General features: G+C 64.0%; 21 protein-coding genes. 3 read left to right on the forward strand and 18 right to left on the reverse strand.

What is annotated here, in order from left to right:
- Positions 1-223: 223 nt before the first annotated feature.
- The 8 genes from C8J40_RS18355 to C8J40_RS18390 all read right to left on the reverse strand — a co-directional run bounded on the left by C8J40_RS18355 (position 224) and on the right by C8J40_RS18390 (position 7,890).
- Complete coding sequence (locus tag C8J40_RS18355; RefSeq protein ID WP_056476130.1) at positions 224-1,099, reverse strand: SDR family oxidoreductase; 876 nt, start codon at positions 1,097-1,099, stop codon at positions 224-226.
- A 90-nt stretch (positions 1,100-1,189) separates the two neighbouring features.
- Complete coding sequence (locus C8J40_RS18360; RefSeq protein ID WP_165911507.1) at positions 1,190-2,071, reverse strand: MBL fold metallo-hydrolase; 882 nt, start codon at positions 2,069-2,071, stop codon at positions 1,190-1,192.
- 137 nt (positions 2,072-2,208) lie between these two features.
- Complete coding sequence (locus C8J40_RS18365; protein ID WP_093401120.1) at positions 2,209-2,559, reverse strand: response regulator; 351 nt, start codon at positions 2,557-2,559, stop codon at positions 2,209-2,211.
- Positions 2,560-2,650: 91 nt separating this feature from the next.
- Positions 2,651-4,141: an HWE histidine kinase domain-containing protein gene (locus C8J40_RS18370; RefSeq protein WP_132898239.1), complete on the reverse strand. Its 1,491-nt coding sequence runs from the start codon at positions 4,139-4,141 to the stop codon at positions 2,651-2,653.
- 118 nt (positions 4,142-4,259) lie between these two features.
- Positions 4,260-4,724 carry a response regulator gene (locus tag C8J40_RS18375; RefSeq protein WP_132898240.1) on the reverse strand — a complete coding sequence of 155 codons (465 nt, stop codon included), beginning with the start codon at positions 4,722-4,724 and terminating at the stop codon, positions 4,260-4,262.
- The gene (locus C8J40_RS18380) at positions 4,724-5,824 is read right to left on the reverse strand and encodes a histidine kinase dimerization/phosphoacceptor domain -containing protein (protein WP_132898241.1); all 1,101 of its coding nucleotides are present in this window, start codon (positions 5,822-5,824) and stop codon (positions 4,724-4,726) included. The genes C8J40_RS18375 and C8J40_RS18380 overlap by 1 nt, the downstream gene beginning before the upstream one ends.
- Before the next feature lie 285 nt (positions 5,825-6,109).
- Positions 6,110-7,576, reverse strand: coding sequence for a carotenoid oxygenase family protein (locus C8J40_RS18385; RefSeq protein ID WP_243693489.1), 1,467 nt, complete (start codon positions 7,574-7,576; stop codon positions 6,110-6,112).
- Positions 7,573-7,890, reverse strand: a complete 318-nt coding sequence (locus C8J40_RS18390) for an antibiotic biosynthesis monooxygenase (RefSeq protein WP_132898242.1) — start codon at positions 7,888-7,890, stop codon at positions 7,573-7,575. The genes C8J40_RS18385 and C8J40_RS18390 overlap by 4 nt, the downstream gene beginning before the upstream one ends.
- 331 nt (positions 7,891-8,221) lie before the next feature.
- On the opposite strand from C8J40_RS18390, the gene C8J40_RS18395 reads away from it, so the two are divergent.
- Complete coding sequence (locus tag C8J40_RS18395) at positions 8,222-8,758, forward strand: J domain-containing protein (protein ID WP_132898243.1); 537 nt, start codon at positions 8,222-8,224, stop codon at positions 8,756-8,758.
- Between the two features lie 225 nt (positions 8,759-8,983).
- On the opposite strand, the gene C8J40_RS18400 is transcribed toward C8J40_RS18395, so the two are convergent.
- Positions 8,984-9,892, reverse strand: a complete 909-nt coding sequence (locus C8J40_RS18400) for a LysR family transcriptional regulator (RefSeq protein WP_132898244.1) — start codon at positions 9,890-9,892, stop codon at positions 8,984-8,986.
- An 84-nt stretch (positions 9,893-9,976) separates the two neighbouring features.
- Entirely contained in the window at positions 9,977-10,348 is a 372-nt protein-coding gene (locus tag C8J40_RS18405) for a cyclophilin-like fold protein (protein WP_056024445.1), read from the reverse strand.
- Between the two features lie 158 nt (positions 10,349-10,506).
- On the opposite strand from C8J40_RS18405, the gene C8J40_RS20940 reads away from it, so the two are divergent.
- Together C8J40_RS20940 and C8J40_RS18410 are read left to right on the forward strand one after the other, a co-directional pair.
- The gene (locus C8J40_RS20940; RefSeq protein WP_261362621.1) at positions 10,507-10,641 is read left to right on the forward strand and encodes a hypothetical protein; all 135 of its coding nucleotides are present in this window, start codon (positions 10,507-10,509) and stop codon (positions 10,639-10,641) included.
- Between the two features lie 218 nt (positions 10,642-10,859).
- Positions 10,860-12,056, forward strand: coding sequence for an MFS transporter (locus C8J40_RS18410; RefSeq protein ID WP_200912158.1), 1,197 nt, complete (start codon positions 10,860-10,862; stop codon positions 12,054-12,056).
- A gap of 87 nt (positions 12,057-12,143) precedes the next feature.
- On the opposite strand, the gene paoC (C8J40_RS18415) is transcribed toward C8J40_RS18410, so the two are convergent.
- From paoC (C8J40_RS18415) to C8J40_RS18450, 8 genes are all read right to left on the reverse strand, one after another.
- Positions 12,144-14,354 (reverse strand): aldehyde oxidoreductase molybdenum-binding subunit PaoC, encoded by a 2,211-nt coding sequence (gene paoC / locus C8J40_RS18415; RefSeq protein ID WP_132898245.1) that lies wholly within the window; start codon positions 14,352-14,354, stop codon positions 12,144-12,146.
- Complete coding sequence (locus C8J40_RS18420; protein WP_132898274.1) at positions 14,351-14,959, reverse strand: cysteine hydrolase; 609 nt, start codon at positions 14,957-14,959, stop codon at positions 14,351-14,353. The genes paoC (C8J40_RS18415) and C8J40_RS18420 overlap by 4 nt, the downstream gene beginning before the upstream one ends.
- Before the next feature lie 50 nt (positions 14,960-15,009).
- Positions 15,010-17,217, reverse strand: a complete 2,208-nt coding sequence (paoC, locus tag C8J40_RS18425) for an aldehyde oxidoreductase molybdenum-binding subunit PaoC (RefSeq protein WP_132898246.1) — start codon at positions 17,215-17,217, stop codon at positions 15,010-15,012.
- 4 nt (positions 17,218-17,221) lie between these two features.
- Positions 17,222-18,172 carry a xanthine dehydrogenase family protein subunit M gene (locus C8J40_RS18430; RefSeq protein ID WP_132898247.1) on the reverse strand — a complete coding sequence of 317 codons (951 nt, stop codon included), beginning with the start codon at positions 18,170-18,172 and terminating at the stop codon, positions 17,222-17,224.
- On the reverse strand, positions 18,169-18,807 hold the full coding sequence (paoA, locus tag C8J40_RS18435; RefSeq protein WP_132898248.1) for an aldehyde dehydrogenase iron-sulfur subunit PaoA: 639 nt from the start codon (positions 18,805-18,807) through the stop codon (positions 18,169-18,171). Before paoA ends, C8J40_RS18430 begins: the two co-directional genes overlap by 4 nt.
- Positions 18,791-19,909: an XdhC family protein gene (locus tag C8J40_RS18440; RefSeq protein ID WP_056024456.1), complete on the reverse strand. Its 1,119-nt coding sequence runs from the start codon at positions 19,907-19,909 to the stop codon at positions 18,791-18,793. Before C8J40_RS18440 ends, paoA begins: the two co-directional genes overlap by 17 nt.
- Positions 19,906-21,138 carry an MFS transporter gene (locus C8J40_RS18445; RefSeq protein ID WP_132898249.1) on the reverse strand — a complete coding sequence of 411 codons (1,233 nt, stop codon included), beginning with the start codon at positions 21,136-21,138 and terminating at the stop codon, positions 19,906-19,908. Before C8J40_RS18445 ends, C8J40_RS18440 begins: the two co-directional genes overlap by 4 nt.
- Before the next feature lie 210 nt (positions 21,139-21,348).
- Positions 21,349-22,044, reverse strand: coding sequence for a RibD family protein (locus C8J40_RS18450; protein WP_056024461.1), 696 nt, complete (start codon positions 22,042-22,044; stop codon positions 21,349-21,351).
- Between the last annotated feature and the right edge of the window lie 96 nt (positions 22,045-22,140).

Genomic DNA, 22,140 nt, shown 5'->3' on the forward strand with positions numbered 1-22,140 from the left:
AGTAAGATGATTCGCGCTCGGAAACCGTCTGCTACAACAATCGTGCTTAGAACCGCCTCTGGGCCTGCTAGCTGGGGCAAGCGGATCACCGACCCCTCTGCTCTGGTAATAGCGGCTGACGCTGGCCCAATCGTGGCGTCCTGAAAGCCTTGGTGCACCATAGATCCTATGGCCACCTCAGCTGACTGCGGACGTGCAGCCGGCTGAGGTTTAGCCATCAGAATCAGGAAATTGGAACCCCGCCGGTCACGGCCACGACATTACCGGACATGTAGCTCCCCTCCGCCGACGCGAGCATCACATAGGCGGAAGCGAGTTCGCCTGGCTGTCCAGCGCGGCCGAGCGGCGTGTTCTGGCCGAGCGTTTCCAGTTCCTCCGGTGACTTGGCGATCGGCTGGATTGGCGTCCAGATCGGGCCTGGCGCCACCGCGTTCACGCGAATGCCTTCGCCGGATAGAAGGTTGGACAGGCCCACCGTCAGGCTAGAGATAGCGCCCTTGGTTGCTGCGTAGACAATCATGTTCTTGCCAGCGACCTTTGCCTGTTCGCTGGTCGTGTTGATGATCGCCGAACCCGGCTTCATGTGCGGCGCTGCTGCCTTGGCCAAACGGATCATGGCAAAGACGTTAGCGGCGAACGCGGCCTGCATCTCGTCGTCGTCGATGCTATCAAGGCCCTCGTTCATTGTCTGAGCGGCAGCGTTGTTGACGAGCACATCGATGCCACCGAGTTCCGCGATCGTACGCTCAACCAGGGTTATGCAGTGATCCCGGTCGCGAAGATCGCCCGGAAGCAAAACACAACGTTGCCCCGCCTTTTCTACCCACGTCAGTGTCTCTTCGGCGTCGGCTTGCTCGTCGGCAAGGTAGGAGATCGCAACGTCGGCTCCCTCACGGGCATAAGCAATCGCCACTGCCCGGCCGATACCGGAGTCCCCTCCGGTTATCAGCGCCACCTTGCCCTTCAGCAGGCCCTTGCCGACGTAGCTCTCCTCGCCGTGATCGGGTTTGGTTCGCATCCTCGCCGTCAAACCGGGTCTTGGCTGCCGCGGCTCATCAGGAAAACTTGTCGGCTGGCTGGTACGCGGATCGTCGGTCATAGCGGTTCCTGCTGGTGGATATCAGCAGCAAACGGCTCAGGAGGAATAACGTGCCGGGCGGCCGCACGTGACGACGGCATCCCGTCGGTGTCAGCGTTTCACCGGTTGCCAGCGATAAGCAGTGCCGGCCTTGACGATCTGGCCGAGCCCTGGGAACGGAAAATGCGGGCTGAACACATGTTCGCCGCTCGCTGCCAACTTGGCCAGCTCGGCCGTCCGCCGCTGGCGCCCCTGCTCGCCGTCGGTGTCGTAGCCGATGATCCATTCGGGCCTGGCGAGAGACACGATAGCGCTATGAGCAGCGTCGCCCATGTCGAGTAGCTTCTGGCTGTCTGACGTGATTTCGTAGCCGCTATGGCCGGGCGTGTGCCCCGCCAGCGGGACCGCGCGGATACCCGGGATCACGGCCGCGCCAGGATCAAACGGCATGACCTTCGGCGTGATCGTCGCGACTAGCGCGGCATTGTCGGGCTGGCTCTTCATGAACGCCCATTCGGCGCGCGTCATACGGATCGTCGCGTTGGGAAACGCCAGTTTGCCGTCCGCGCTCGACAGGCCGCCGACATGATCGCCGTGCGAATGCGTGATGAGGACGTCAGTAATGTCCGCCGGCGATACTTTGGCGAGCGCCAGGCTCTGCATCAGGACGCCACCAACCTTGGGGCCCAGGCCAGTGTCGATAAGGACCATACGGCCCGGCATGCGGACAAGCAGCGCATCGACACCGAGCGATAGCGCGTCGGTTGGCGCGCCTGCTTTCCGCAATATATCCGCGACAGCTGCCGGGCCTTCCTTCTTGCCGAACACGCTGCCGTCGTTCGGAACGCGGTTGATCATGTCCCGCAAGGCCACAGTACGCATCGAGCCGATGCTGAACGGCACCGCCGCAGGCCCGATCGGCACCGGCTTTGCCAGCACCGTCGCCCCCAAGAATACGGCAACTCCGAGCGCGGCTATCGAACGAAGGGTCATCTACATTCCCATGATGATTGTTGGATATGGTAAGGAACGTGGCGGGTTCAGTGACCTGAGACAACTTGATGAGGTACCAGGTCTTACAGGTAAGGCCGATGGGGCGACTGCTTCACTGACCGTCGGCGATCGCTGGCTCAGGCGGGCGCCAGACTTTGGAACGCCGCGATAAGAGCCTGTTCGTTGATCGGTTTGTCGAGAACGATCATCGATGGCCGACTTACATGGCATGCTTCGCGCGTGCCGGTAACGAAGATCACGGGCGTCGGCCCATGCTCCAAGATGATGGCTTCCACCGCGGCAGGACCGGTACCGGCTGAGAGATTGACGTCGGACATGATGATGGAGGGAGGCCGCAATCTCGCGGCATCGATTGCCTCATCTTGCGAGGCGGCCTGATCAAAGGATGTGCCGCCAGCCCGCTCGATCAGCTGAATGATGTGATCGGCGATGAGGAAATCATCCTCGATGACGAGCACATGGCACATATGACAGATCCCGATAAGCTGAGCTCTTAACCAATGTGGTCACGCAATGGGCCCGCCACGGCGTTAATAAATGTCAGACATGGTCGAGAGCTTAGATCGGCGCTTCGATTGCGAAGCGAACACCTTCCGGCAAATATTGGATTTCCGCCCTGCCGCGGATGTGGCGTGACAGGACACGCTCAATCATTCGCGTACCAAATCCAATACGCGTAGGCACGGCAACGACAGGACCATCCTGCTCTGCCCAGGAGAAGGTAAGTCGACGTTCCGTCCCATTGCCGTTCAGGTCCCAGCGTATGCTCACCTGACCCTCCGGTACCGAGAGCGCACCATATTTGATCGCATTGGTCGCCAGCTCGTGCAGCGCCATCGACAACGCAAGTGTCACTTCCGGGGTCAGCCGTATCGTCGGGCCGACAGCGGAAAACCGTCGACCGTTGCTGTCCATGAACGGCGCGAGCACCCGCTCGACGATCTCACCGATCGCCGCGCCTTCGATCTCGTCCTTGAGCAGCAGTTCGTGGGCAGACGCTAGGCTGGCGATGCGGCCCGATACCGCATCCCGAGCCTCAGCGAGGGACGCAGCATCGCGTAGCGTCTGACTGACAACGGCACTGACTGTCGCAAGCGTGTTTTTCACGCGGTGTGTCAGTTCATGGGCCAGAACCGAACGTTGCTCCTCGGCGAATTTGCGCGCTGAAACATTGCTCGAAAAGCCCGAAACCGCCAACGGCGTGCCATCCGCACGGCGCTGCAGCGAGCCTTGGGAATGGATCCAGCGTTGCTCGCCTTCAGGCGTCAATATGCGGTATTCGACGTTATACCGCGTGCCATGCTCGATAGCGTTGTTCAGCGAGGTCGTGAGGAGGTCTCGATCCTCTGGATGAACGCATGCCAGCATACCTTTCATCGACAACTTTTCGCCGACAGGCCGGCCAAAGTTCGTCAGGCAACTTGGCGAGTAGCTGAGCCGCCATTCCGGCAGGTCGATGGTCCAAGTGCCCAGTCCGCCAGCATCGAGCGCAAGTGCCAGGCGGGCCTCTCGTTCGGCTAGCGCAACTTCGCGCTTCGCAAGCTCGGCACTCAGCGTGTCGCGGTCGCGTTCCAACTGCAACAGCCCGTGCCGCTCGAGTGTGACATCGAGCTGGGATGCCACGAAGTAGCGTAGGCTGCCGGTCGCGTCATGCACGGGCGCGACCATGAGGCGGTTCCAGAACGGCGTGCCGTCACGACGGTGATTCAGAAGGTCGATATCGATCGGCTTACGAAGAGCAATTGCGTCCTTCATGCGTCGGACGTCGGCCTGATCGGTCAACGGTCCCTGCATAAAACGGCAGTTCCGGCCAACGACCTCGACTGCCGAGAACCCCGTCAAAGCCTCGAACGCACGATTGACGTAAACCAGCGGGTTATCCGGTAGCGTTGGATCGCTGACGACCATCGGCGTAATGCAGTGATCGAACGCCGCAACGAAGGGGTCATGCTCGTTGAGGCGGGACGCAAAGGCGTCGACAGCCTCGCGTACGACACCTGAGGCATCGTGCGGTCGAATAGGCGAAGGTGGGAGTGGCTGACGGTCCAAAGCGGGAACGTCCTAGCGGTAAGACGTTGATGGATCAACGTAATCGAATTTATGTAGAACTTCTGTCATCTGTCGTCCCACTTCGTGAGGCCGTGGATTGTCGCTTATCACCCGGAAATCAGGGACTGGTCTGGGACCACTCTGCGGCAAACGCGGGCGCCGCAATGAAGCTCGCTGGCTGCGGGGATACGGGCGGTGGATCGCAGACACCTTCTTCGATGTAGCGCATTGCGGACATCAGACCATTCCGGGAGAAGGGCTTGGGTATGACGCCATGGCCACCGGCAAAGTCGGCTGGAATCTTGAGTGGGTTTGCAGTGACGAAGACGACTATCGCGTCCGTCCATCGCTTCCGGATCAACGCACAGACATCCAGGCCGCTGGTGCCTTTCGCAAGCTGTATGTCGACAAAAGCCAGGTCCGGGTGGAGATCGCCTGCTAGGTCTTCAACTTCGTAGAGAGACGCGGCCTCGCCGACGACACGGTGACCGGCGTCTTCGATCATCGCTTCAATATCCATCGCCAAAAGAGCTTCGTCCTCGACGATCAGCACATTCAACGGCGGTTTGGCACGTCCACTCATTAATCGTCCACCGGGAATGAGAGAGATACACGAACACCGGGGGCGGCGTCGGACCATACGACGTCGGCCCTGACTTGCTTGGCGAGGCGGGAAATAAGCATTTTGCCAATGCCGTCCGGCTGAACGTCATTGCTGGCAAGCCCATGCCCATCATCGGTGATTTCGATCAGGGCATTATTGCCTTCTAGGGCGGTGCGGACGGAAATCGTACCCGCTCGCCCGTCGGCAAATGCATGCTTGATGGCGTTGGTCGCTATTTCGTTGAGGATCAACCCAAGCGATGCCGCCTTACTGGACGGCACCTCTATTTGCGAAATGTTCGAAACCAGCTTGATGTCGTCGCGTCGGCTCGCACCAACGACGTCGCTTATTAGATTTTCGGTAAACGCCCCGACGTCGAACCGGGTGACGTCGTCCGACTGATAAAGACGGCGATGCACTGTCGCCAGCGCATCAACCCGTTCGAGCATGGTTTCAAGTTTTGATGAAACGGCCGGGTCTGATATGCTACGCGCCTGCAAACGCAGGAGCGAACCGATCATCGTAAGGTTGTTCTTTACCCGGTGGTCGACTTCGTGAAGCAGCAGAGTTTTTGCATCTAACGCGGCCTCCAGGTCTGACGTGCGCGCCTCGACCTCCTGTTCGACCAATAATTTCTGCTTTGAAATAATAGTCTGCGCTTTGACGCGGTCAGTAACATCAAGCTGGGAGGCGAAGAAGAATACAACCTTACCGGCGTCGTTGCGTACAGGACTCAGATACAATGCGTTCCAGAACGCAGATCCATCCTTCCGATAGTTTAGAAGGTCCACGGCAATGTCGGTCTGGGCGTCGATTGCCTGACGCACTTTAGCCACCTGCTCTCGGTCGGTGTCGGGACCTTGCAGGAAGCGGCAGTTACGGCCGATGATTTCACTTCGGTCATAGCCCGACAGCGTTTGAAAGGCTTCGTTGCAGAAGACGATCGGGTTATCGGTCTGCGCGGGGTCCGTAATGACCATAGGCATTCGGGTAGCCCGAACAGCCGCGGCAAAAGGGTCCGCTCGTCCGTGCTCGTAATCGAGCGCTTCCGTCAGATGCCAATCGTCTCGCTGCTTCATCACGCCTCCGTGGAGCGTGCCGACCAGCCGAACTCCATGCCGGGACTAAATCGTTTTGATCGGCTTCCGTTCCGCTGAGGGATCGAGTTCGTCTCCCTGAGGCAATACCATTGGGCGGCATGGCTTGCGCGTACAAAGCCTCTTTGAGATCGAAAATCGGCGACCCGTCTGCAGGCTGGGAGCTCAACGAACGGCAGACATGGGGAAAGAGGAAATGGCTCGTGAGTGTCCGCTTGTGGGTCGAGTGTCAGGCTGAACGAATGCGCGGCGGCTGCGTGGATCAGGTTACTTCAGCCATGCGCCATGGATGCCTGGCGGCACACAATGCGGAATACGGACGGATGCCACGGGCGGTGCCTCGAAGTTCCGCGCATCCAGTATCTCCAGCGCGGTGGTGTGCCCACCGGCGTCGATCACGAGCCCGACGAGCCAGCCATCATCCTCGCCAGAGTCCGGCGAGCGCGGCACGAACACGAACTCGCCCGCGATGCGTCCCGGTCCGAACTCGTGCAGTCGTCGCGTGTCATCTTCTAAATCATGCTTGATGAGCGGCGCCTCGCCAACCAGCGTTTCCGTCATCTGTTCGGGCAGCCCGAGCGCATAGATATGGCGGTAAGGGCGGCCATTGCGACGCTCGTCTATCGTCGGCAGTTCCTGCGGCGAGGGGTCGATCGCGCGCTGGTCCACCGATCCAGTCAAAGGGTCGATCGTCCATCGCTCGAGGCCGCGCGGCTGCTCGTCCGGTGCCAGATTGTCGCTAGCGAACATGCGGTCGTACGCGACCACGTCGAGCGCCACGCTCCCGTTCGGCAGATCATGCGCGTTGGCAGTGTGGAACACGAAGCACGGATCGAGCGGGAACCACCGGATTTCCTCCGCCTCACCGTCGCGCGGCAGCAGCCCGATCCGGGCCGGATGCTTCTCGTTCCACCGATAGGGAAACCCATGCCCCGCCAGCACAGTGCGCATCGACAGGGTAAGCGGCAGGTCCATGACGACGACGTAGCGCTGCGTGATCGCGCAGTCGTGGATCAGCGGCCCGTGCGACACCGGGATCGTCACCGATCGTCGTACCCGGCCGGCGACATCGACGACGTTGTAGCGAATGCGCTTGGGATCGGTCGCCTCGTAACACAGCGCGTGCAACTCGCCGGTCGCCGGGTCGCGGCGCGGATGGGCGGTGAACGAGCCGGGCAGGGTGCCGCCGAAATCGTCGTAGCGCTGCGTCTCCAAATGCTCGTCGAAGCGGACCGGCGTACTGCCGGCTTCTACCAGCGCCCATCCACTGCCGGCATGGTCCAGTACGCTAGTGTTGACGGTGTCGAAGATGTGCCGTGGCCCTGGAGCCGCCGGCACATGCCTGGCCGCCGCGACATCGGTCGAGCGGATCCAGCGATTCCGGTACCACCGGGCTTGCCCGTCCTCGAGCCGGATGCCGTGCAGCATCCCATCGCCCGTGAAGAAGTGGTAAGAGCGTGGGTCGGCGTCGGCGGGGTTTGGTCCGATACGAACGTAGCGGCCGTCAAGCTCAAGCGGGATGATACCCTCGACGGCAAGGTCGGTGAGGGTCAGTTCCTCAGTCATCGGCTCGTGGATGCCCGTAAGCAACGGGTGCGGCGCATCGCGGGGCGGCAGGCGGCGCTTGTTGAACGCGGCGATGCCGGTGACGATCGGCGAGGCAATTGCGCCGACGACGTTGTCGATCGCCTGCTCGAAGCGGCTGGCGAACGTCGGACGTCGGGTGACCGTCACGATGTCGTGACGGTTTGGATGACGTCGAAGCCTTCGAAGCGAGGCGGCGCCAGGTACAACGGCTTGTGGTCGCCTGCGCCGCGATGGGCCGCGCGAAACGCCTCGGACCGAGTCCAGTTTTCGAAGTCCCCGCGCGACAGCCAAACGGTATGCGACGAATAGAGGACGTGATCGTCGGCCGCGGGCCCGCGCAGCATGTGGAACTCGACGAAACCCGGGACGCCGGCAAGGTACGAGTCGCGCGACAGCCAGACCCGCTCGAACGCCCCCTCCTCACCGGGGATCACCTGAAATCGGTTCATGGCGATGAACACGGGGGCAAGCTCCTGTGTCGACTGGCAGGCCTAAGGTGGGGTTTAGCGGGACGGGATGCGAGGGCGATGATGCGCGATATGAGTTGAAAGCCTCATCTGAGCGAATGTCCGAGAGGGGAAGGCGATCAAGATGAGCTAAACGGCGGATGTGGGTCAGCGCCGGTGGGGGAGGCGGCGTGGTGTCGTCAAAAGCACGAAGTTGCGGATGGGAATGGTAGCCATCTGACCGTTGGCGCCTAAAGCCGCCCTTTGCATCACTGAGAACGTCCGGTTAAGATCACGCGCCAGGCGGCCTTTCCTTTTTCGCGTTTTCGCCGCAAGTAACGGCTAAATGGCTGTCTCACCCGACTATTATTCTGTTTTAGGTGTTCCCTCGACGGCAAGTCGCGTCACTATCCACGCCGCGTGGAAAGCGCTGCTCCGTCAATATCACCCCGATGCCAATCATGGTGTGGATGTTTCTGCTCGTGCGAAAGCGATCAACGAGGCGTATTCCGTTTTGGGAAAGAAGGAAGCACGCGCCGCCTATGATCGGTCGCAGATCAGGCCGTCTGCCCACCGAGCGACCGCGGACCGACCGTTTCACCCCAGGAAAGCCGGCAGGCGCGCGATGCGACCTAGCCCCTCGATGCAGCCCGGCGGTAGCCTCTCAAAGCCGCTAGAGACCAACGAATGGCTGATGGGCCTTTTCCTGCTGATCCTCACCGCCGCACCGATCGCTACAGTCCTGGTTTTGTGGAATGAGGAATCCGGATTGGCACCTACGGTTCGACATAGCGTCGCCGCTCATCCCGTGCCTGAGCCTTTTCCAAAAGCCGTCCGCAGCTCATCGGGCACAAAACTCGGACTTGGACAGCCTGCTTCCTAAACTATCGCCCAATCGCGACATTCGAAATCGCAGGGTCAGGTGCCAAAAGCAGTCGTAACGCGGAGATGAACGAGCGGCCGAAGTTGGGAAGCTGGGAAGGGGGCGGGGACGTCTGCTTCTGGGTCTTCGATGCCAAGGAGCGTATGGCGCATGTCTACGACAACCGATGGTACGAGCAGTTCGCGATGAGCGCCGACGTTGCATGCGCATTTCCAATTCGCGTGTCTAAAGGCCTAGCGGACGCAACTCGCGAATGAGTTCGATCAAAAGTTTCAGGCCAGTCGGCACTTGGCGACGGCTGGAATAATAGATGTGGTATGCCGGGCCCATCGTTGACCAGTCCTCTAGCACCGGGCGTAGTTCTCCGCGCGCGATATAGGGGGCGAAGGTTGCCTCCATGCCGTACATAAGTCCGGTCCCCGCGAGCGCCATGGCCAGCATCGCGCGCCCCCCGTTGACGAGGACCTTGCTCGCGACGGGGACCGAGAATTCGCCCTCGGGGCCTTCGAATTCCCAGCGGTAGATATGCGCATTTCCGAGGCGGACGCCGAGACAATGGTGGTGTTCCAAATCCGACGGGTGCTGCGGAACGCCGAACTTCTCGAGATAGGCGGGGGATGCGACGACTATCCAGCGAAGCTCGCCCGAAAGACGTTGCGCCACCATGTCCTCGGGCACCGTTCCGGCGTAACGGATCCCGGCGTCGAAGCCATCTTCGATGACGTCGGTCATCTGGTCCCGCGCGGCGATGTCGATCTCGATATCGGGATACCGATCGATGAAGATCGGCATGACCGGCGCGAGCAATAAGGGCGCCGCTTCGGCGGCGACGTTCAGACGAACCCGCCCGGTTGGCGCGTCGCGATAGCGGTTGAGGCTCTCGACAGCCTGATCGATCGTGCCGAACGGCTCAGCCACCTTGTCTCGCAACTCCTCGCCAGCGGCAGTCAGGGTGACGCTCCGGTTCGTGCGGTGGAGGAGGCGGACGCCGAGCCGTGCCTCGAGCCCCTTCAAGGCATGGCTGAGCGCCGATGCGCTGACCCCGAGTTCGAGCCCGGCGAGCCTGAAACTTCGATGTCGGGAGATTGCCAGGAAGTAGGTCAGGTCGGCGAGATCGGATCGGCTGGTCGGCATAGTGTATCCTGGGCTCTATGGTTTAGCCTCGCAAGCGATCGACGGGCGACTGCGGGATCGGCAGGGGCGTCCTCCCTCGAAGGATCAGCGTTCGGTCGGAGGAGCGACGCGCTGTCGAATTGTAACCTTCACGGCACCGGGGCTCGCGAGATCGGCGTAAGGGCCGTCGATCCGACCGAGGATCACGAGGCCGGGAGAGTGCGGGCCGTCCTTGTGGTAAAGCGCGATGTTCCCCCATGGCGCGTAATAGCCGATCTCTCCGGCGCGCGGCGTGACCGCGGCCGGGGCGCCGTCGCGGGTCAGCGGTCGGGGCAAAGTGGCGACCTTTTCCGTCGCTGCATAATCGGTCAGCGTCAGGTCGAGCGGCAGCTGCGCGAGGAAATCGCGTGCCGAGGGGGAGTCCGCAATCTGCGCAGTCCACTGACGCGTCCCGGCATCGATTTCGATAGTCGTCATTGTTCGTGTCTCTCGCGCGCTGTTTGCATAGGATATCAAGGCGTTGCTTGCCTTCGCGGTCGCTGCTGGTTGGCCGCATGCCGTCAGCAGAGCCAACAGACAGAGAAGGGGGCGTCCTGCCTCGATAGCGCGCATCGTCACCTTCCCCTTACGCCCGCATGGCACGCGACCGCCGGATCATCGCCAAGCTGAAGCAGCAAGCCGTGGCGTCGCGGTTTGGTCGCCAGCGTATCGGCAAGGGCGGCTTCAAGCGCGGCGATCCTCGGCCGGCACGTGTGTCTATCTTGATCTAACCGCCGCCCCCGACCCGAACAACACGGTCTTGCGTTGATGCCATGATGAGCGGCGCTCAGCGTGCGACGGTGTCCGCGCCACGTAACGGCCGTCATGACGCCTGCTCATCCGGGCGTTGAGCAGCCGCCATGCCGCGATTGCGCGGGCGGATCGTAGGACAGTCTTCTCCCATCGATCGGGCACGTCGCTCGTCCGGCGATCGCACAAAGGTGAAGTCTTGGATATCGAACCACAGGCGCGCGCCGAGCGCGATACGCTCCCCGTTGGCGCGCTCATCCTGCTCGCGCTGACCGGGTTCACCGCGATCGTGACCGAGACGCTCCCCGCAGGTCTGTTGCCCCAGGTCGCCGATGATCTGAACATTTCGCGCGCGCTCGCCGGCCAGATGGTGACGGTCTATGCCGTCGGATCGGTGATGGCGGCCATTCCGCTCGTCAGTGTCACGCAGAGCTATGCGCGCAAGCCACTCCTGCTCGCGGCAATCTTCGGCCTGCTGGTGTTCGATGTCGTGACCGCGCTCTCCCACAGCTATGCGGTAACGCTCGTCGCGCGGTTTGCGGCGGGCGTTTCCGCCGGGCTCGGCTGGGGCATCCTCGGAGGCTATGCGCGCCGGTTGGTAGTGGATCGGTTGAAGGGCCGCGCGCTCGCACTGGCGATGATCGGCACCCCGCTGGCGCTGTCGGTCGGCGTGCCGCTGGGCACGTTCGCGGGCGGGGCGATCGGCTGGCGGATCGCGTTCCTGGTGCTAGCCGCGCTCGCGCTATGCCTGGCCGGGGCGGTCGCGTGGAAGATGCCGGACAGCGCCGGCCAGCCGCCCGAGCGCAAGCTTTCGAACCTGGCCGTGCTGCGGATGCCGGGCGTGGCGCCGATCCTTGCCACCGCGTTCGCTTGGGTGACGGCGCATTACATCCTCTACACCTATGTCGCGCCGTACGCGGAATGGGCCGGCGACGGTAGCCGGGTGAGCTTGCTCCTGCTGGTGTTCGGATGCGCCGCGCTCGCAGGGATCTGGATCGCGGGTGCCGCTGTGGACCGCCACCTGCGCCTCCACGTCCTCGCCAGCCTCGCGGTGTTCGCCGCTGCGACTGCGGTGCTCGGCTTTCTGCCGCACAGCAACAGCGTCATCCTTGTCGGCGTCGTCCTGTGGGGCCTGACGTTCGGCGGGGCTGCGACCTCGATCCAGACGGCGGCCTCCGACGCGGCGGGCGAGGGCGTCGATATCGTCGGCGCCATGCTGACGACGGTCTGGAACGTGAGCATCGCGTGCGGCGGCGCGGTCGGCGCGCTGATCTATCGCAGCGCAGGTGTCGTTGCGTTTTTCCCCGCGATGCTGGCCTTGCTGGGCGTCGCCTTCGCCATTGCCTACGCCGCTTCAGCCAACGGCTTCACGCCGGGTGCTCGAACCGAACATTGACGCGATGGCGGCTGCGTGCACGCTATAGCGTACCGGCGTGGACGACCGCAGCCGCGCCCCTCGCAACGCAGCTGCAGATCTGTCGCGTCACGCGATTTCCGGCAGGCCTGCGAAGTGCTTGTCGAGCGTCACCGGATATTCGCGCACCCGAACGCCGGTCGCGTTGTACACCGCGTTGGCGATCGCCGGCGCGACGCCGACCAAACCCAGCTCGCCGACCCCCTTTGCCTTCAACGGCGACATCGTCGCATCGACCTCGTCGATGAAATGCGCCTCGAGATGCGGGACGTCGGCGTGGACGGGCACCTCGTAGCCGGCAAGGTCGTGATTGACGAAGAAGCCGAAGCGGGTGTCGACGGCCATTTCCTCCATCAGTGCGGCGCCGATCCCCATCGTCATCCCCCCGATCACCTGGCTGCGCGCCGTGATCGGGTTGAGTATACGCCCGGCGGCGCAGACCGCCAGCATCCGTCGGACGCGGACCGCGCCGGTATAGGCATCCACTCCAACCTCGGCAAAATGCGCGCCGACGGTCTGCTGCGCATACTCCTTGTTCAGGTCGCCAAATTCCATGACATCCTCGGCGACGATCTCGCCGTCCCTGGCGGCATCGGCCAGCGGGACCGAACGGCCCGCCGAACTGACGCGCCCGTCCGCGAACGTCACGTCGGTCGTGTTGAAGCCCATCCGCTGCGCCACCAATTCGCGCAGCTTCGCGCACGCGGCATATACGCCAGCCGCAGCCGACGCGGCACCCGCCTGGCCGCCCGAGCCGGGTGTTTCGGGGAAGGTGGAATCGCCGAGCTTGGCGGTCACCCGTTCGAGCGGAACGCCCATCATCTCGGCGGCGGTCTGCGCGACAATCGTGTAGCTGCCCTGGCCGATGTCGGTCATGTCGGTCTCGACCGTGACGTGTCCGTCCTTGCCCAGTCGCACGCGGGCGCCGGCCTTCATGATCGGTGCTCCACGGATCGCGCTGGCGACGCCCATGCCGATCAGCCACTTGCCTTCGCGACGGCTGCCGGGTTTGGCGACCCGCGCATTCCAGCCGAACCGGTCCGCGCCCTCTTTCAGGCACTGCACGAACGGCCGGGTGGAGAATTTGCGCTCGGGCTTCGAAGGGTCGACCTGCGTGTCGTTAGCGATCCGCAGAGCGACCGGATCCATTTCGAGCTTTTCCGCAAGCTCGTCCATCGCGACTTCCAGCGCCATCATCCCCGGGGCCTCGCCCGGCGCGCGCATGGCGTTGCCCTCGGCGAGATCGAGAGGGCTGAGATAGCGCCGCAACTGGCGGTTCTCGCCGGCATACATCAACTGCGTCGGCAGGTTGGTGGGCTCGGTGCGGCCACCCGCCAGGTTGCCCGACCAGCTATCGTGACCGATGGCAACGAGACGGCCGTCCTTGCCGGCGCCCAGTCGAACGCGCTGGATCGTCTTGGGGCGGTGAATGGTATTGTTGAACATCAGCGGGCGTTGCAGCACGACCTTGACCGGACGGCCCGATACCCGCGCGGCGATCGCCGCGAGTGCCAGATCGCTCTGCGTCGTGCCCTTGCCGCCAAAGCCGCCGCCGATGAAGGGGGAATGCAGGCGGATATTTTCTTTTGGCGTGCCGATGATGAGGCCCAGGTCGCGACAGCCCCAGTTCATCGCCTGAATCGACGTCCAGCAGGTGAGCTTGTCACCATCCCACCGCGCAATACTCGCATGGGGTTCCATCATCGCATGCGCCTGATCGGGGACCGTATAAGATTCGTCGACCTTGACCGGCGCGCTGGCAAACGCGCTTGCGAAGTTGCCGACCGACGCGTTCGTCGAGCCACCGAACGGTTCCTCCGGCGCGATCGGGGCCGATGATTTTTGCGCGGCCAGATCGAAGCGCCCCTTCCCGCGCGCATACGTGACGCGGATCAGCGACGCCGCCGCGCGCGCCTGTTCGAAGGTGTCGGCGACGACGACCGCGACCGCCTGATGATAATGATCGACCATCGGGCCGGCCAGAATGCGCTGGGTGTAGAACTCGCCCTTGCCGATCGGGCCCGAATTTTCATAGGTGACGATCGCACGGACGCCGGGCGCGGCATGTGCCGCCGCGGTATCGATGCGGTCGATGCGTCCCTTGCCGATCGCTGCACCCAGGATGTAGCCATGGGCCGCATCTGGCGCGAAATCGTGATGCTCGGCGGCGTAGCGTGCCGTGCCGGTCGTCTTCAGGGGACCTTCGACGCGCGTGTGTGCGCGTCCAACCACGGTCAGGCGGTCGATTGGAGTCGTGCCCGCAGGCGTGTCGAACTTCATGCACTCGTCTCCAGATCGGCCAGGAACTGGTCGTGCGTCATCGGCTTGGAGAACATCGGGAAGTTCTTCGTGACCGCAGCGTGCTCCTCTTCGGGGCTCAGCGTCGCCGTGCAGTCGGTCAGCGTGACAACGCGAAAGCCGCGTTCGTACGCCGAGCGCATGGTCGATTCGACGCAGCAATTTGTCAGGAACCCGGCGATCGCCAGATCGGTGATGCCACGCTGACGCAGGATGAAGTCGATATTGGTGCTCGCGAAGCAATCGAGGCCCCGCTTGCCCTCGATCACGATGTCGCCGTCGACCGGTGCCATCGCATCGGCAATCGCCGCGCCCCAGCTGTCTTTCCGGAACGCGTTAGCCTGCTTGATGCCGGCGAGGATACCGTAAGGATCGGACGGGATCTCCGGATAACCCTCCGCAAAGGTGATTGGCGCGTGCATCACGGTCACGCCCTGCGCGCGCGCTCGTTCGACGACCGCCCGGCTGTGCGCCAGCATGTCGGTGTCGGCCATCACCGCCTTCACCGCATCATGCTGGGCGCCGCCTTCGCTGACGAAGTCGTTCTGGTACTCGATCAGCAACAGGGCGGTCTTTTCGGGTATCATCATCTTGTCTCCCATTCGCCCTAGAGCACATTCGACCAGTGCGGCGTGGCTCACGCCACCGCCGGCAGCCGATCGAAATGCTTGTCGAGGGTCAGTGGATAATCGCGAAGGCGGACGCCCGTCGCGTTGTACATGGCGTTCGCTACCGCCGCGCCGACGCCGCACAGGCCGAGCTCGCCGATGCCCTTAGCCTTCATCGGATTGGCCTTGTCGTCGGCCTCGTCGAGCAAGATCACGTCCTGGTGCGGGATGTCGGCGTGGACCGGCACCTCGTAGCTGGCCAGGTCGTGGTTGACGAAGAAGCCGAAGCGCTTGTCGACCGCCAGTTCCTCCATCAACGCTGAGCCGACACCCATCGTCATCGCGCCGATCACCTGGCTACGCGCCGAGGTCGGATTGATGATCCGCCCGGATGCGCAGACCGCCAGCATGCGACGCAGGCGGGTCGCGCCCGTATAGCTATCGACGCCGACCTCGACGAAGTGTGCGCCGAAGGTTGACAGCTGCCAGCTCTTGTCGAGATCGCCATATTCGATCTTGTCCTCGGCAACCAACTCGCCTGAGGAGGCGGCTTGGCGAAGGTCGGCCGAGCGATTGCCGCTCGTGACCTTGCCGCCGTCGAACACCGCATCGGCCGAATTATAGCCGAGACGCTGGGCGACGGCCTCGCGCAGCTTGACGCACGCCGCATACACCCCCGCCGTCGCGTTGGCGGCGCCGAACTGGCCGCCCGACCCGGCGGAGACCGGGAATGCCGAGCTGCCGAGCTTGACGACGACCGCGTCGAGGGGGACGCCCATCATCTCCGCCGCGGTCTGCGCGATGATCGTGTAGCTGCCGGTGCCGATGTCGGTCATGTCGGTCTCGACGGTGACGATGCCGTCATTGCCGAGCCGGACGCGAGCACCCGACGTCATGTTCATGTGATTACGGAACGCGGATGCCACGCCCATCCCGACCAGCCAGCGCCCGTCGCGAACCTGGCCGGGCTGCGCGTTGCGACGCGACCAGCCGAACTGCTGTGCACCCTCGGTCAGGCAGCGGACCAGCTCACGCTGCGAGAAGCGTCGCTTGGGATCCTTCGGATCGACCTGCGTGTCGTTCTTCACGCGGAAGGCGATCGGATCCATGCGGAGCTTTTCCGCCATCTCGTCCATCGCGATCTCAAGCGCCATCAGGCCCGGCGCTTCGCCCGGCGCGCGCATCGCGTTGCCCTCGGGCAGGTCGAGCACCGCGAGGCGCATCGACGTCAGGCGGTTCGCGCCAGCATAGAGCAGGTTCGTCTGCAGGACTGCCGCTTCCGGACTGCCGTTCGGCTGGTCGCCCGAGCCGCTCTCATGCGCGATCGCGGTGATCGTGCCGTCCTTCGCTGCGCCGATGCGGATGCGCTGGCGCGTCGCCGGCCGATGCGTCGTGTTGTTGGCCATGAACGGCCGGCTCATCGCCAGCTTGACCGGACGCCCTGCCGCCTTCGCGCCGAGCGCCGCGAGGACCGCATCGCTGCGCAGGAACAGCTTCCCGCCAAAACCGCCGCCGACATAGGGCGAAAGGAAGGTGACCTTCTCCTTCGGCATGTTCAGCGTGGTGGCGAGATCGGTGCGACCCCAGTCGATCATCTGGTTCGACGTCCACACCGTCAGCGCGTCGCCGTTCCAGGCGGCGATCGAGGCGAACGGCTCCATCATCGCATGGCTGTGATCCGGCGTGGTATAGTGCGCATCGAGCTTGACCGGCGCGGATGCGAAGGCGGTTTCGAACGTGCCGACCCGGTCTTCGCCCTTGCCGGGCTTGTCCGCGTCGGTCAGCGGCGCCGTCTTCAACGCCGCATCCAGATCGAACCTGCCCTTGCCGCGCGCATAATCGACGCGGACCAAGCCGGCCGCGGCGCGGGCCTGCTCGAACGTCTCGGCGACGACGACCGCCACTGCCTGGTGATAATGATCGACGTCCGGCCCGGCGAGTAGCTTGACGGTGTTGAACTTACCCTTGCCAAGCTTGCCCACATCCGCGGCGGTGACGATCGCGATTACGCCCGGTGCAGCCTTCGCCGCGACCGTGTCGATCGCGTTGATGCGGCCCTTGGCGACGGCTGTGCCTACGGCATAGCCATAAGCGGCGTTCTCGATCTCGCGATGATGCTCATAGGCATAGGGCGCCAGCCCGGTCGTCTTGAGCGGGCCGTCGATGCGGGTATGCGCGCGCCCGACAACCTTCATCCGGTCGATCGGGTTGGCGACGGCGGGTGTATCGAACTTCATGCGATTATGCCTTCGCTTCGGCGATGACCGAGGCCAGTGCGCGGGTGGCAAGCGGGAGCTTGAACGCGTTGTCCTTGGTCGGCGTCGCGCCCTGGAACGCACGCGCGGTCACCGCGGCGGCACCGCGTGGCAGCAGCGCGTCCGCTGCCTCGACACGCCAGGGGCGGGGGGCCACGCCGCCGAACGCGACGCGCCCGGTACCGTCTGGCTGGATCACCGCCGCCACTGACACCAGCGCGTAGGCGTAGGACGCACGATCGCGCACCTTCTCGTAGAAATGCTTGCCACCTAGCGGCTTGGGCAACGTCACCGCGGTGATCAGTTCGCCCTGCTTCAGCACGGTATCCTGCTCGGGCGTGTCACCCCATAGCCGGTGGAAGTCGGCGATCGCGATCGACCGGCGCTGGCCGGTCGCATCGACCGTCTCGACCACCGCATCCAGCACGCGCATCGCCACGGCCATGTCACCCGGGAACGTCGCGATGCAGCTGTCGCTGACGCCGATGACGCCCAACTGGCGCGAGTATCCGCCGATCGCGGCGCAGCCCGAACCCGGCTTGCGCTTGTTGCACGCCATGTTGGTGTCGTAGAAATACGGGCATCGCGTGCGCTGGAGCAGATTGCCGGCGGTCGACGCCTTGTTACGCAACTGGCCCGATGCCCCCGCGACGATCGCGCGCGTCAGCACGCCGTAATCGCGCATAACCCGCTCGTCGGCGGCGAGGTTAGTGTTGGTCACCAGTGCGCCGATGCGCAGCCCGCCTTCACGCGTCGCCTCGATCTTGTCGAAACCGAGATCCTGCACGTCGACGAGATGCGTCGGCGTCTCGACCTCGATCTTCATCAGGTCGAGCAGGTTGGTCCCGCCGGCGATGAACTTGGCCGCCGGGTTGCCGGCGACCGCGCGCGCCGCGGCGCTCGCATCCTTCGCGCGCTCATAGGTGAAAGCTCTCATGCTTTTGCTCCCGCGACTTCGGCCATGGCCTCGGCGATGTTGGAATAGGCACCGCAGCGGCAGATGTTGCCGCTCATGCGCTCGCGCATCTCGACGTTCGTCGCGGTCGGCTTGGTCATCAGGTCGCCCTGCGCATGGCTGGGCACGCCACGCTTGATCTCGTCGAGGACCGCGACGGCCGAGCAGATCTGACCCGGCGTGCAATAGCCGCATTGATAGCCGTCATGCTTGATGAAGGCCGCCTGCATCGGGTGCAGCTTGTCCGGCGTGCCGAGGCCCTCGATCGTCGTGATCTCGTCGCCTTCGTGCATCACCGCGAGGCTCAGGCAGGAATTGATGCGGACCCCATCGACCATCACGGTGCAGGCGCCGCACTGGCCATGATCGCAGCCCTTCTTGGTGCCCGTCAGGTGCAGGTGTTCGCGCAGCGCGTCGAGCAGGGTCGTCCGCGGATCGAGGCTGAGCTCGCGCTTCTCACCATTGACCTTGAACCGCGCCGGCATGGTCGGCGTGGCGCTAGCCTGGGGCGGCGTCGTCGCGACGGCGCCGGCCGGCGATGCGGCGATCACGGCTGTCGCCGCGCTGCCCGCGAGGAGCCCACGGCGCGAAAGCTCTACTTCAGATATGCTGGGCATGGGCTTCATCTCTCTTGCTGCCGTACCGCGCGTCCGCGGTAACTGTCTGATCTACATCAACGATTGTCTCGGACTGTAACGCGTCGCCGTGCCGTTTGGAGCGTGCATGATGTTCAATGAAACCATGAGGATGGCTCATGGCCCAACTCTCCGGGCGAGGCTTTTCGAGCGCCGTTGTCGCTTCATAGGCCTGGACCAATTGCGCCATGATCGAGAGCGCTAGCGTCTGGGGATCGCGTGTCGCCTTGATCAGACCGACGGGGCCGACAACCCGCGCGATATCATCGCGCTCCGCCCATGCTTCCAGAAGGCGCCGCTGACGCTCGATATGCGTTTTCATGCTGCCCATCGCGCCGATGAAGAACGGGCGTTGCTCCAGGACCTGGAGCAGGAGTGGCGTCTCCCAGTCGTGATCGTGGAACAGCGTCACGACCGCGGTCCAGGGATCGATCGCCAATCCGTCCACGCGGCCGACGAACCGGAGAAGATCCGCGGATCGTCCCTGCCGCCGTGTGTCCTCGACGAGCGAGGCCTGGGGGCTCAACAGCGTCGCGTCGGCGCCATAGGCGTGGGCGATGTCGAGCATCGCGGCGGGCTCTGCGCCATGTCCCATGACGACCAGCCGAAGGACCGGATCGTGACGTACGCTGAAAATCGTATCGAGCCACCGCGTGCGATCACCGTCGCGAGACCAAGCGGCAATGATAGTCCCGTCGAGCGAGAGGTGGAGCACGACCGGCTCGCGCCGTTCCAGAATGGCGATGGCGCGATCGATCTGCCGACGATCCGGTGTCGGCGTGAACAGCAGGTCGATGCCCCCGCCGCAGGGCAGCCGAATGTCGATGTAGCGCGAACCGTCGCCATAGCGCACGTGACGTGCGCGCCCTTCGGCAAGGGCCTCCTGCGCCTCTGCGATCACGGCGGCTTCCACGCACCCACCGGAAAACGAGCCCAGCGACCGTCCGCTTTCGGCCACCGCCATATGCTCGCCCGGCGCGCGGGCCGCGCTGCCGGTGACGTCGGTCAGCGTCACCAGCGCGGCCCGCTCTCCCCGTTCGTCACAGTCGCGCAGGAAGCGCAGGATCGCCAGCGCCTGCTTCATGCCGCTACGGCTTGGGCAGGGGCGGCGGGGCGACGATCGGCTCGGCCGATCGCGACCGCGGCGAGTGCTGCAATCGCAAGAAGGCCGGCGCTGGCGAGAAACTCGGCGCGCGGACCCGCTGCATCGAAGACGATGCCGCCCATCGTCGCGCCCAGCGTAATCGCGAGCTGCACGATCGCCACCATCAGCCCGCCGCCAGCCTCGGCCTCGTCGGGCACCGTGCGCGCCAGCCATGTCCACCACGCCACCGGCGCGGACGTGCCTGCGAAACCCCAAACCGCAAGCAATATTCCGACCGCCACGACGGACGTACCAAGCACCGTCAGTGCCGCCGCCGTTGCCGCCATCAACGCTGGCAGCACGGCAAGGGTGAGGAACAGGCCCCCGTTCAGCACCCGCCCGATCAGGACGGTGCCGATGAATCCGGATACGCCGAGAATGAGCAGCATGATCGACAGCATGGCCGGCGAGACATGCGTCACCTGCTCGAGGAACGGGCGGAGATAGGTGAACAGCGCGAACTGCCCGACGAACAGCATCGCGACGGTCAGCAGGCCGAATACCACGGGCGACCGGCGCAGCAGGGCGAACATGCCGCGGGCGCTCTGTCGTTCTGCAACCGGAAGCGGTGGCAGCGTCAGCGCCTGCCAGATCACGGCCGCGACGGCGACCGGTACCACGCAGAAGAATGCGCCGCGCCACCCGATCAGGCTGCCGACGAAACTGCCCAGCGGCGCCGCGAGCACGGTGGCCAGTGCATTGCCGCCACTGATGACCGCGAGCGCTTTGGGGACCGCGTGGCTCGGCACCAGTCGCATGGCGATCGCAGCCGACATCGACCAGAACCCGCCGATGGCGATACCGAGCAGCGCGCGGCCGGCCATGAAGACCAGATAGGTCGGCGCAAACGCGACGATGGCACCGGAGACCACCAGCAGGCTGGTCAGGACGAGCAGCACGATCCGACGGTCCGTTTTCCCCAGTACGGAGGACAGCGACAGGCTAGTGATGACCGCGAACAGCCCGGATATGGAAATCGCCTGTCCGGCCTTGCCCTCGGTCAGATTCAGCGTGTGTGCGATCGGGCTCAGCAGGCTGACCGGCATGAACTCGGACGCGATCAGCACGAAGCTGCACAGCGCCATTGCATATACCGCGCCCCAGCGGGCGGGCCGATCGTCGATGCGCGCGGCATCCGTGTCCGCAACCGCGGCGATGGGACTTGCCATGATGGCTCTCCTGATTGTGCCAAATGCGCCCGGACCCGTCGTGGAGGGGGATCGCGACGGATCCGGGCGCTCGTGCCGTGCCGGTTCGGGGACGAACGGTTGGCTGCGAAGAATGCTAATTTAGGGAAGGACGATCCGACCGACAATTCAGCCAGACGTTGATGCCTTGGTGAGCGCTGCTCATGCACACGCCCGTAAAACCGCGAACCGTCAGGCTGGAGTGACCCGGTACCGAAGCCAGACGGTCCCGCCGTCCATGACGTCATGACTCATCAACGCCAGAGTATCGATCGGCAACCGTTCCGAAGCCGCCGTGCCGGAGCCTTCGAAAACGGCCGGAGCGCCCGATGCCCCGTCGATCGCAGGCACGAGCATCAGGCTGATCTCGTCGATGAGGCCGGCACGGAGAAAGCCGCCGTTGAGGTGACCGCCGCCTTCGAGGAGCAGGCGGTCGATCCCCAGTTCGGTATTCAGAATTTCTACGACCTCGTGCGGGTCGAGGTCGGTCTCGCCGGCAAAGACATAGCCGACGCCGTCCTCGCGCAGTCCCGCGAGATGCGCGTCCGATACCGCCTTGGTTAGCACGACCACGATAGGATCGCCGCTTACATCGCTACGCCCCCACGCGATCTTGCCATGAGCGTCCAACACGATGCCATACGCTTCCGCCGCGTGGTTCGGGAGCCAGGCGGTACGGAGAAAGCTCGCCTCCGGCTGGTCCGGATACGCGTCGCGCTTGGCGAACTCTTGGCCGGTGACACGGCCGACGAGCCATGACCCGCCTCCGAGCCTGTCATGCAGGTCCTCGTAAATATCATGCGAATGCGCGCCGCTTGGCGTCCAGCGTTCAGGCAGGATCCTGCCGTCGATGCTGCTGGCCATGTGACAGATGATATGCGGCTTCATGTACGGGCATCCCGGGCTTGTCTTTAAATCTAGTCACGAGGAACGACCGCAGCGGCCTGTCGGCCCAATGAGGCTACTGCACCGGATCGGTGAGGG

The sequence above is a fragment of the Sphingomonas sp. PP-CC-3A-396 genome (assembly GCF_004343105.1).
Lineage (GTDB): Bacteria > Pseudomonadota > Alphaproteobacteria > Sphingomonadales > Sphingomonadaceae > Sphingomonas.

Coding starts and splice junctions, on each gene's coding strand:
- C8J40_RS18355 (WP_056476130.1), bottom strand. CDS start 1,099: ATGACCGACGATCCGCGTACCAGCCAGCCGACAAGTTTTCCTGATGAG.
- C8J40_RS18360 (WP_165911507.1), bottom strand. CDS start 2,071: ATGACCCTTCGTTCGATAGCCGCGCTCGGAGTTGCCGTATTCTTGGGG.
- C8J40_RS18365 (WP_093401120.1), bottom strand. CDS start 2,559: ATGTGCCATGTGCTCGTCATCGAGGATGATTTCCTCATCGCCGATCAC.
- C8J40_RS18375 (WP_132898240.1), bottom strand. CDS start 4,724: ATGAGTGGACGTGCCAAACCGCCGTTGAATGTGCTGATCGTCGAGGAC.
- C8J40_RS18380 (WP_132898241.1), bottom strand. CDS start 5,824: ATGAAGCAGCGAGACGATTGGCATCTGACGGAAGCGCTCGATTACGAG.
- C8J40_RS18395 (WP_132898243.1), top strand. CDS start 8,222: ATGGCTGTCTCACCCGACTATTATTCTGTTTTAGGTGTTCCCTCGACG.
- C8J40_RS18400 (WP_132898244.1), bottom strand. CDS start 9,892: ATGCCGACCAGCCGATCCGATCTCGCCGACCTGACCTACTTCCTGGCA.
- C8J40_RS18405 (WP_056024445.1), bottom strand. CDS start 10,348: ATGACGACTATCGAAATCGATGCCGGGACGCGTCAGTGGACTGCGCAG.
- C8J40_RS20940 (WP_261362621.1), top strand. CDS start 10,507: ATGGCACGCGACCGCCGGATCATCGCCAAGCTGAAGCAGCAAGCCGTG.
- paoC (WP_132898245.1), bottom strand. CDS start 14,354: ATGAAGTTCGACACGCCTGCGGGCACGACTCCAATCGACCGCCTGACC.
- C8J40_RS18420 (WP_132898274.1), bottom strand. CDS start 14,959: ATGATACCCGAAAAGACCGCCCTGTTGCTGATCGAGTACCAGAACGAC.
- paoC (WP_132898246.1), bottom strand. CDS start 17,217: ATGAAGTTCGATACACCCGCCGTCGCCAACCCGATCGACCGGATGAAG.
- C8J40_RS18430 (WP_132898247.1), bottom strand. CDS start 18,172: ATGAGAGCTTTCACCTATGAGCGCGCGAAGGATGCGAGCGCCGCGGCG.
- paoA (WP_132898248.1), bottom strand. CDS start 18,807: ATGCCCAGCATATCTGAAGTAGAGCTTTCGCGCCGTGGGCTCCTCGCG.
- C8J40_RS18440 (WP_056024456.1), bottom strand. CDS start 19,909: ATGAAGCAGGCGCTGGCGATCCTGCGCTTCCTGCGCGACTGTGACGAA.
- C8J40_RS18445 (WP_132898249.1), bottom strand. CDS start 21,138: ATGGCAAGTCCCATCGCCGCGGTTGCGGACACGGATGCCGCGCGCATC.
- C8J40_RS18450 (WP_056024461.1), bottom strand. CDS start 22,044: ATGAAGCCGCATATCATCTGTCACATGGCCAGCAGCATCGACGGCAGG.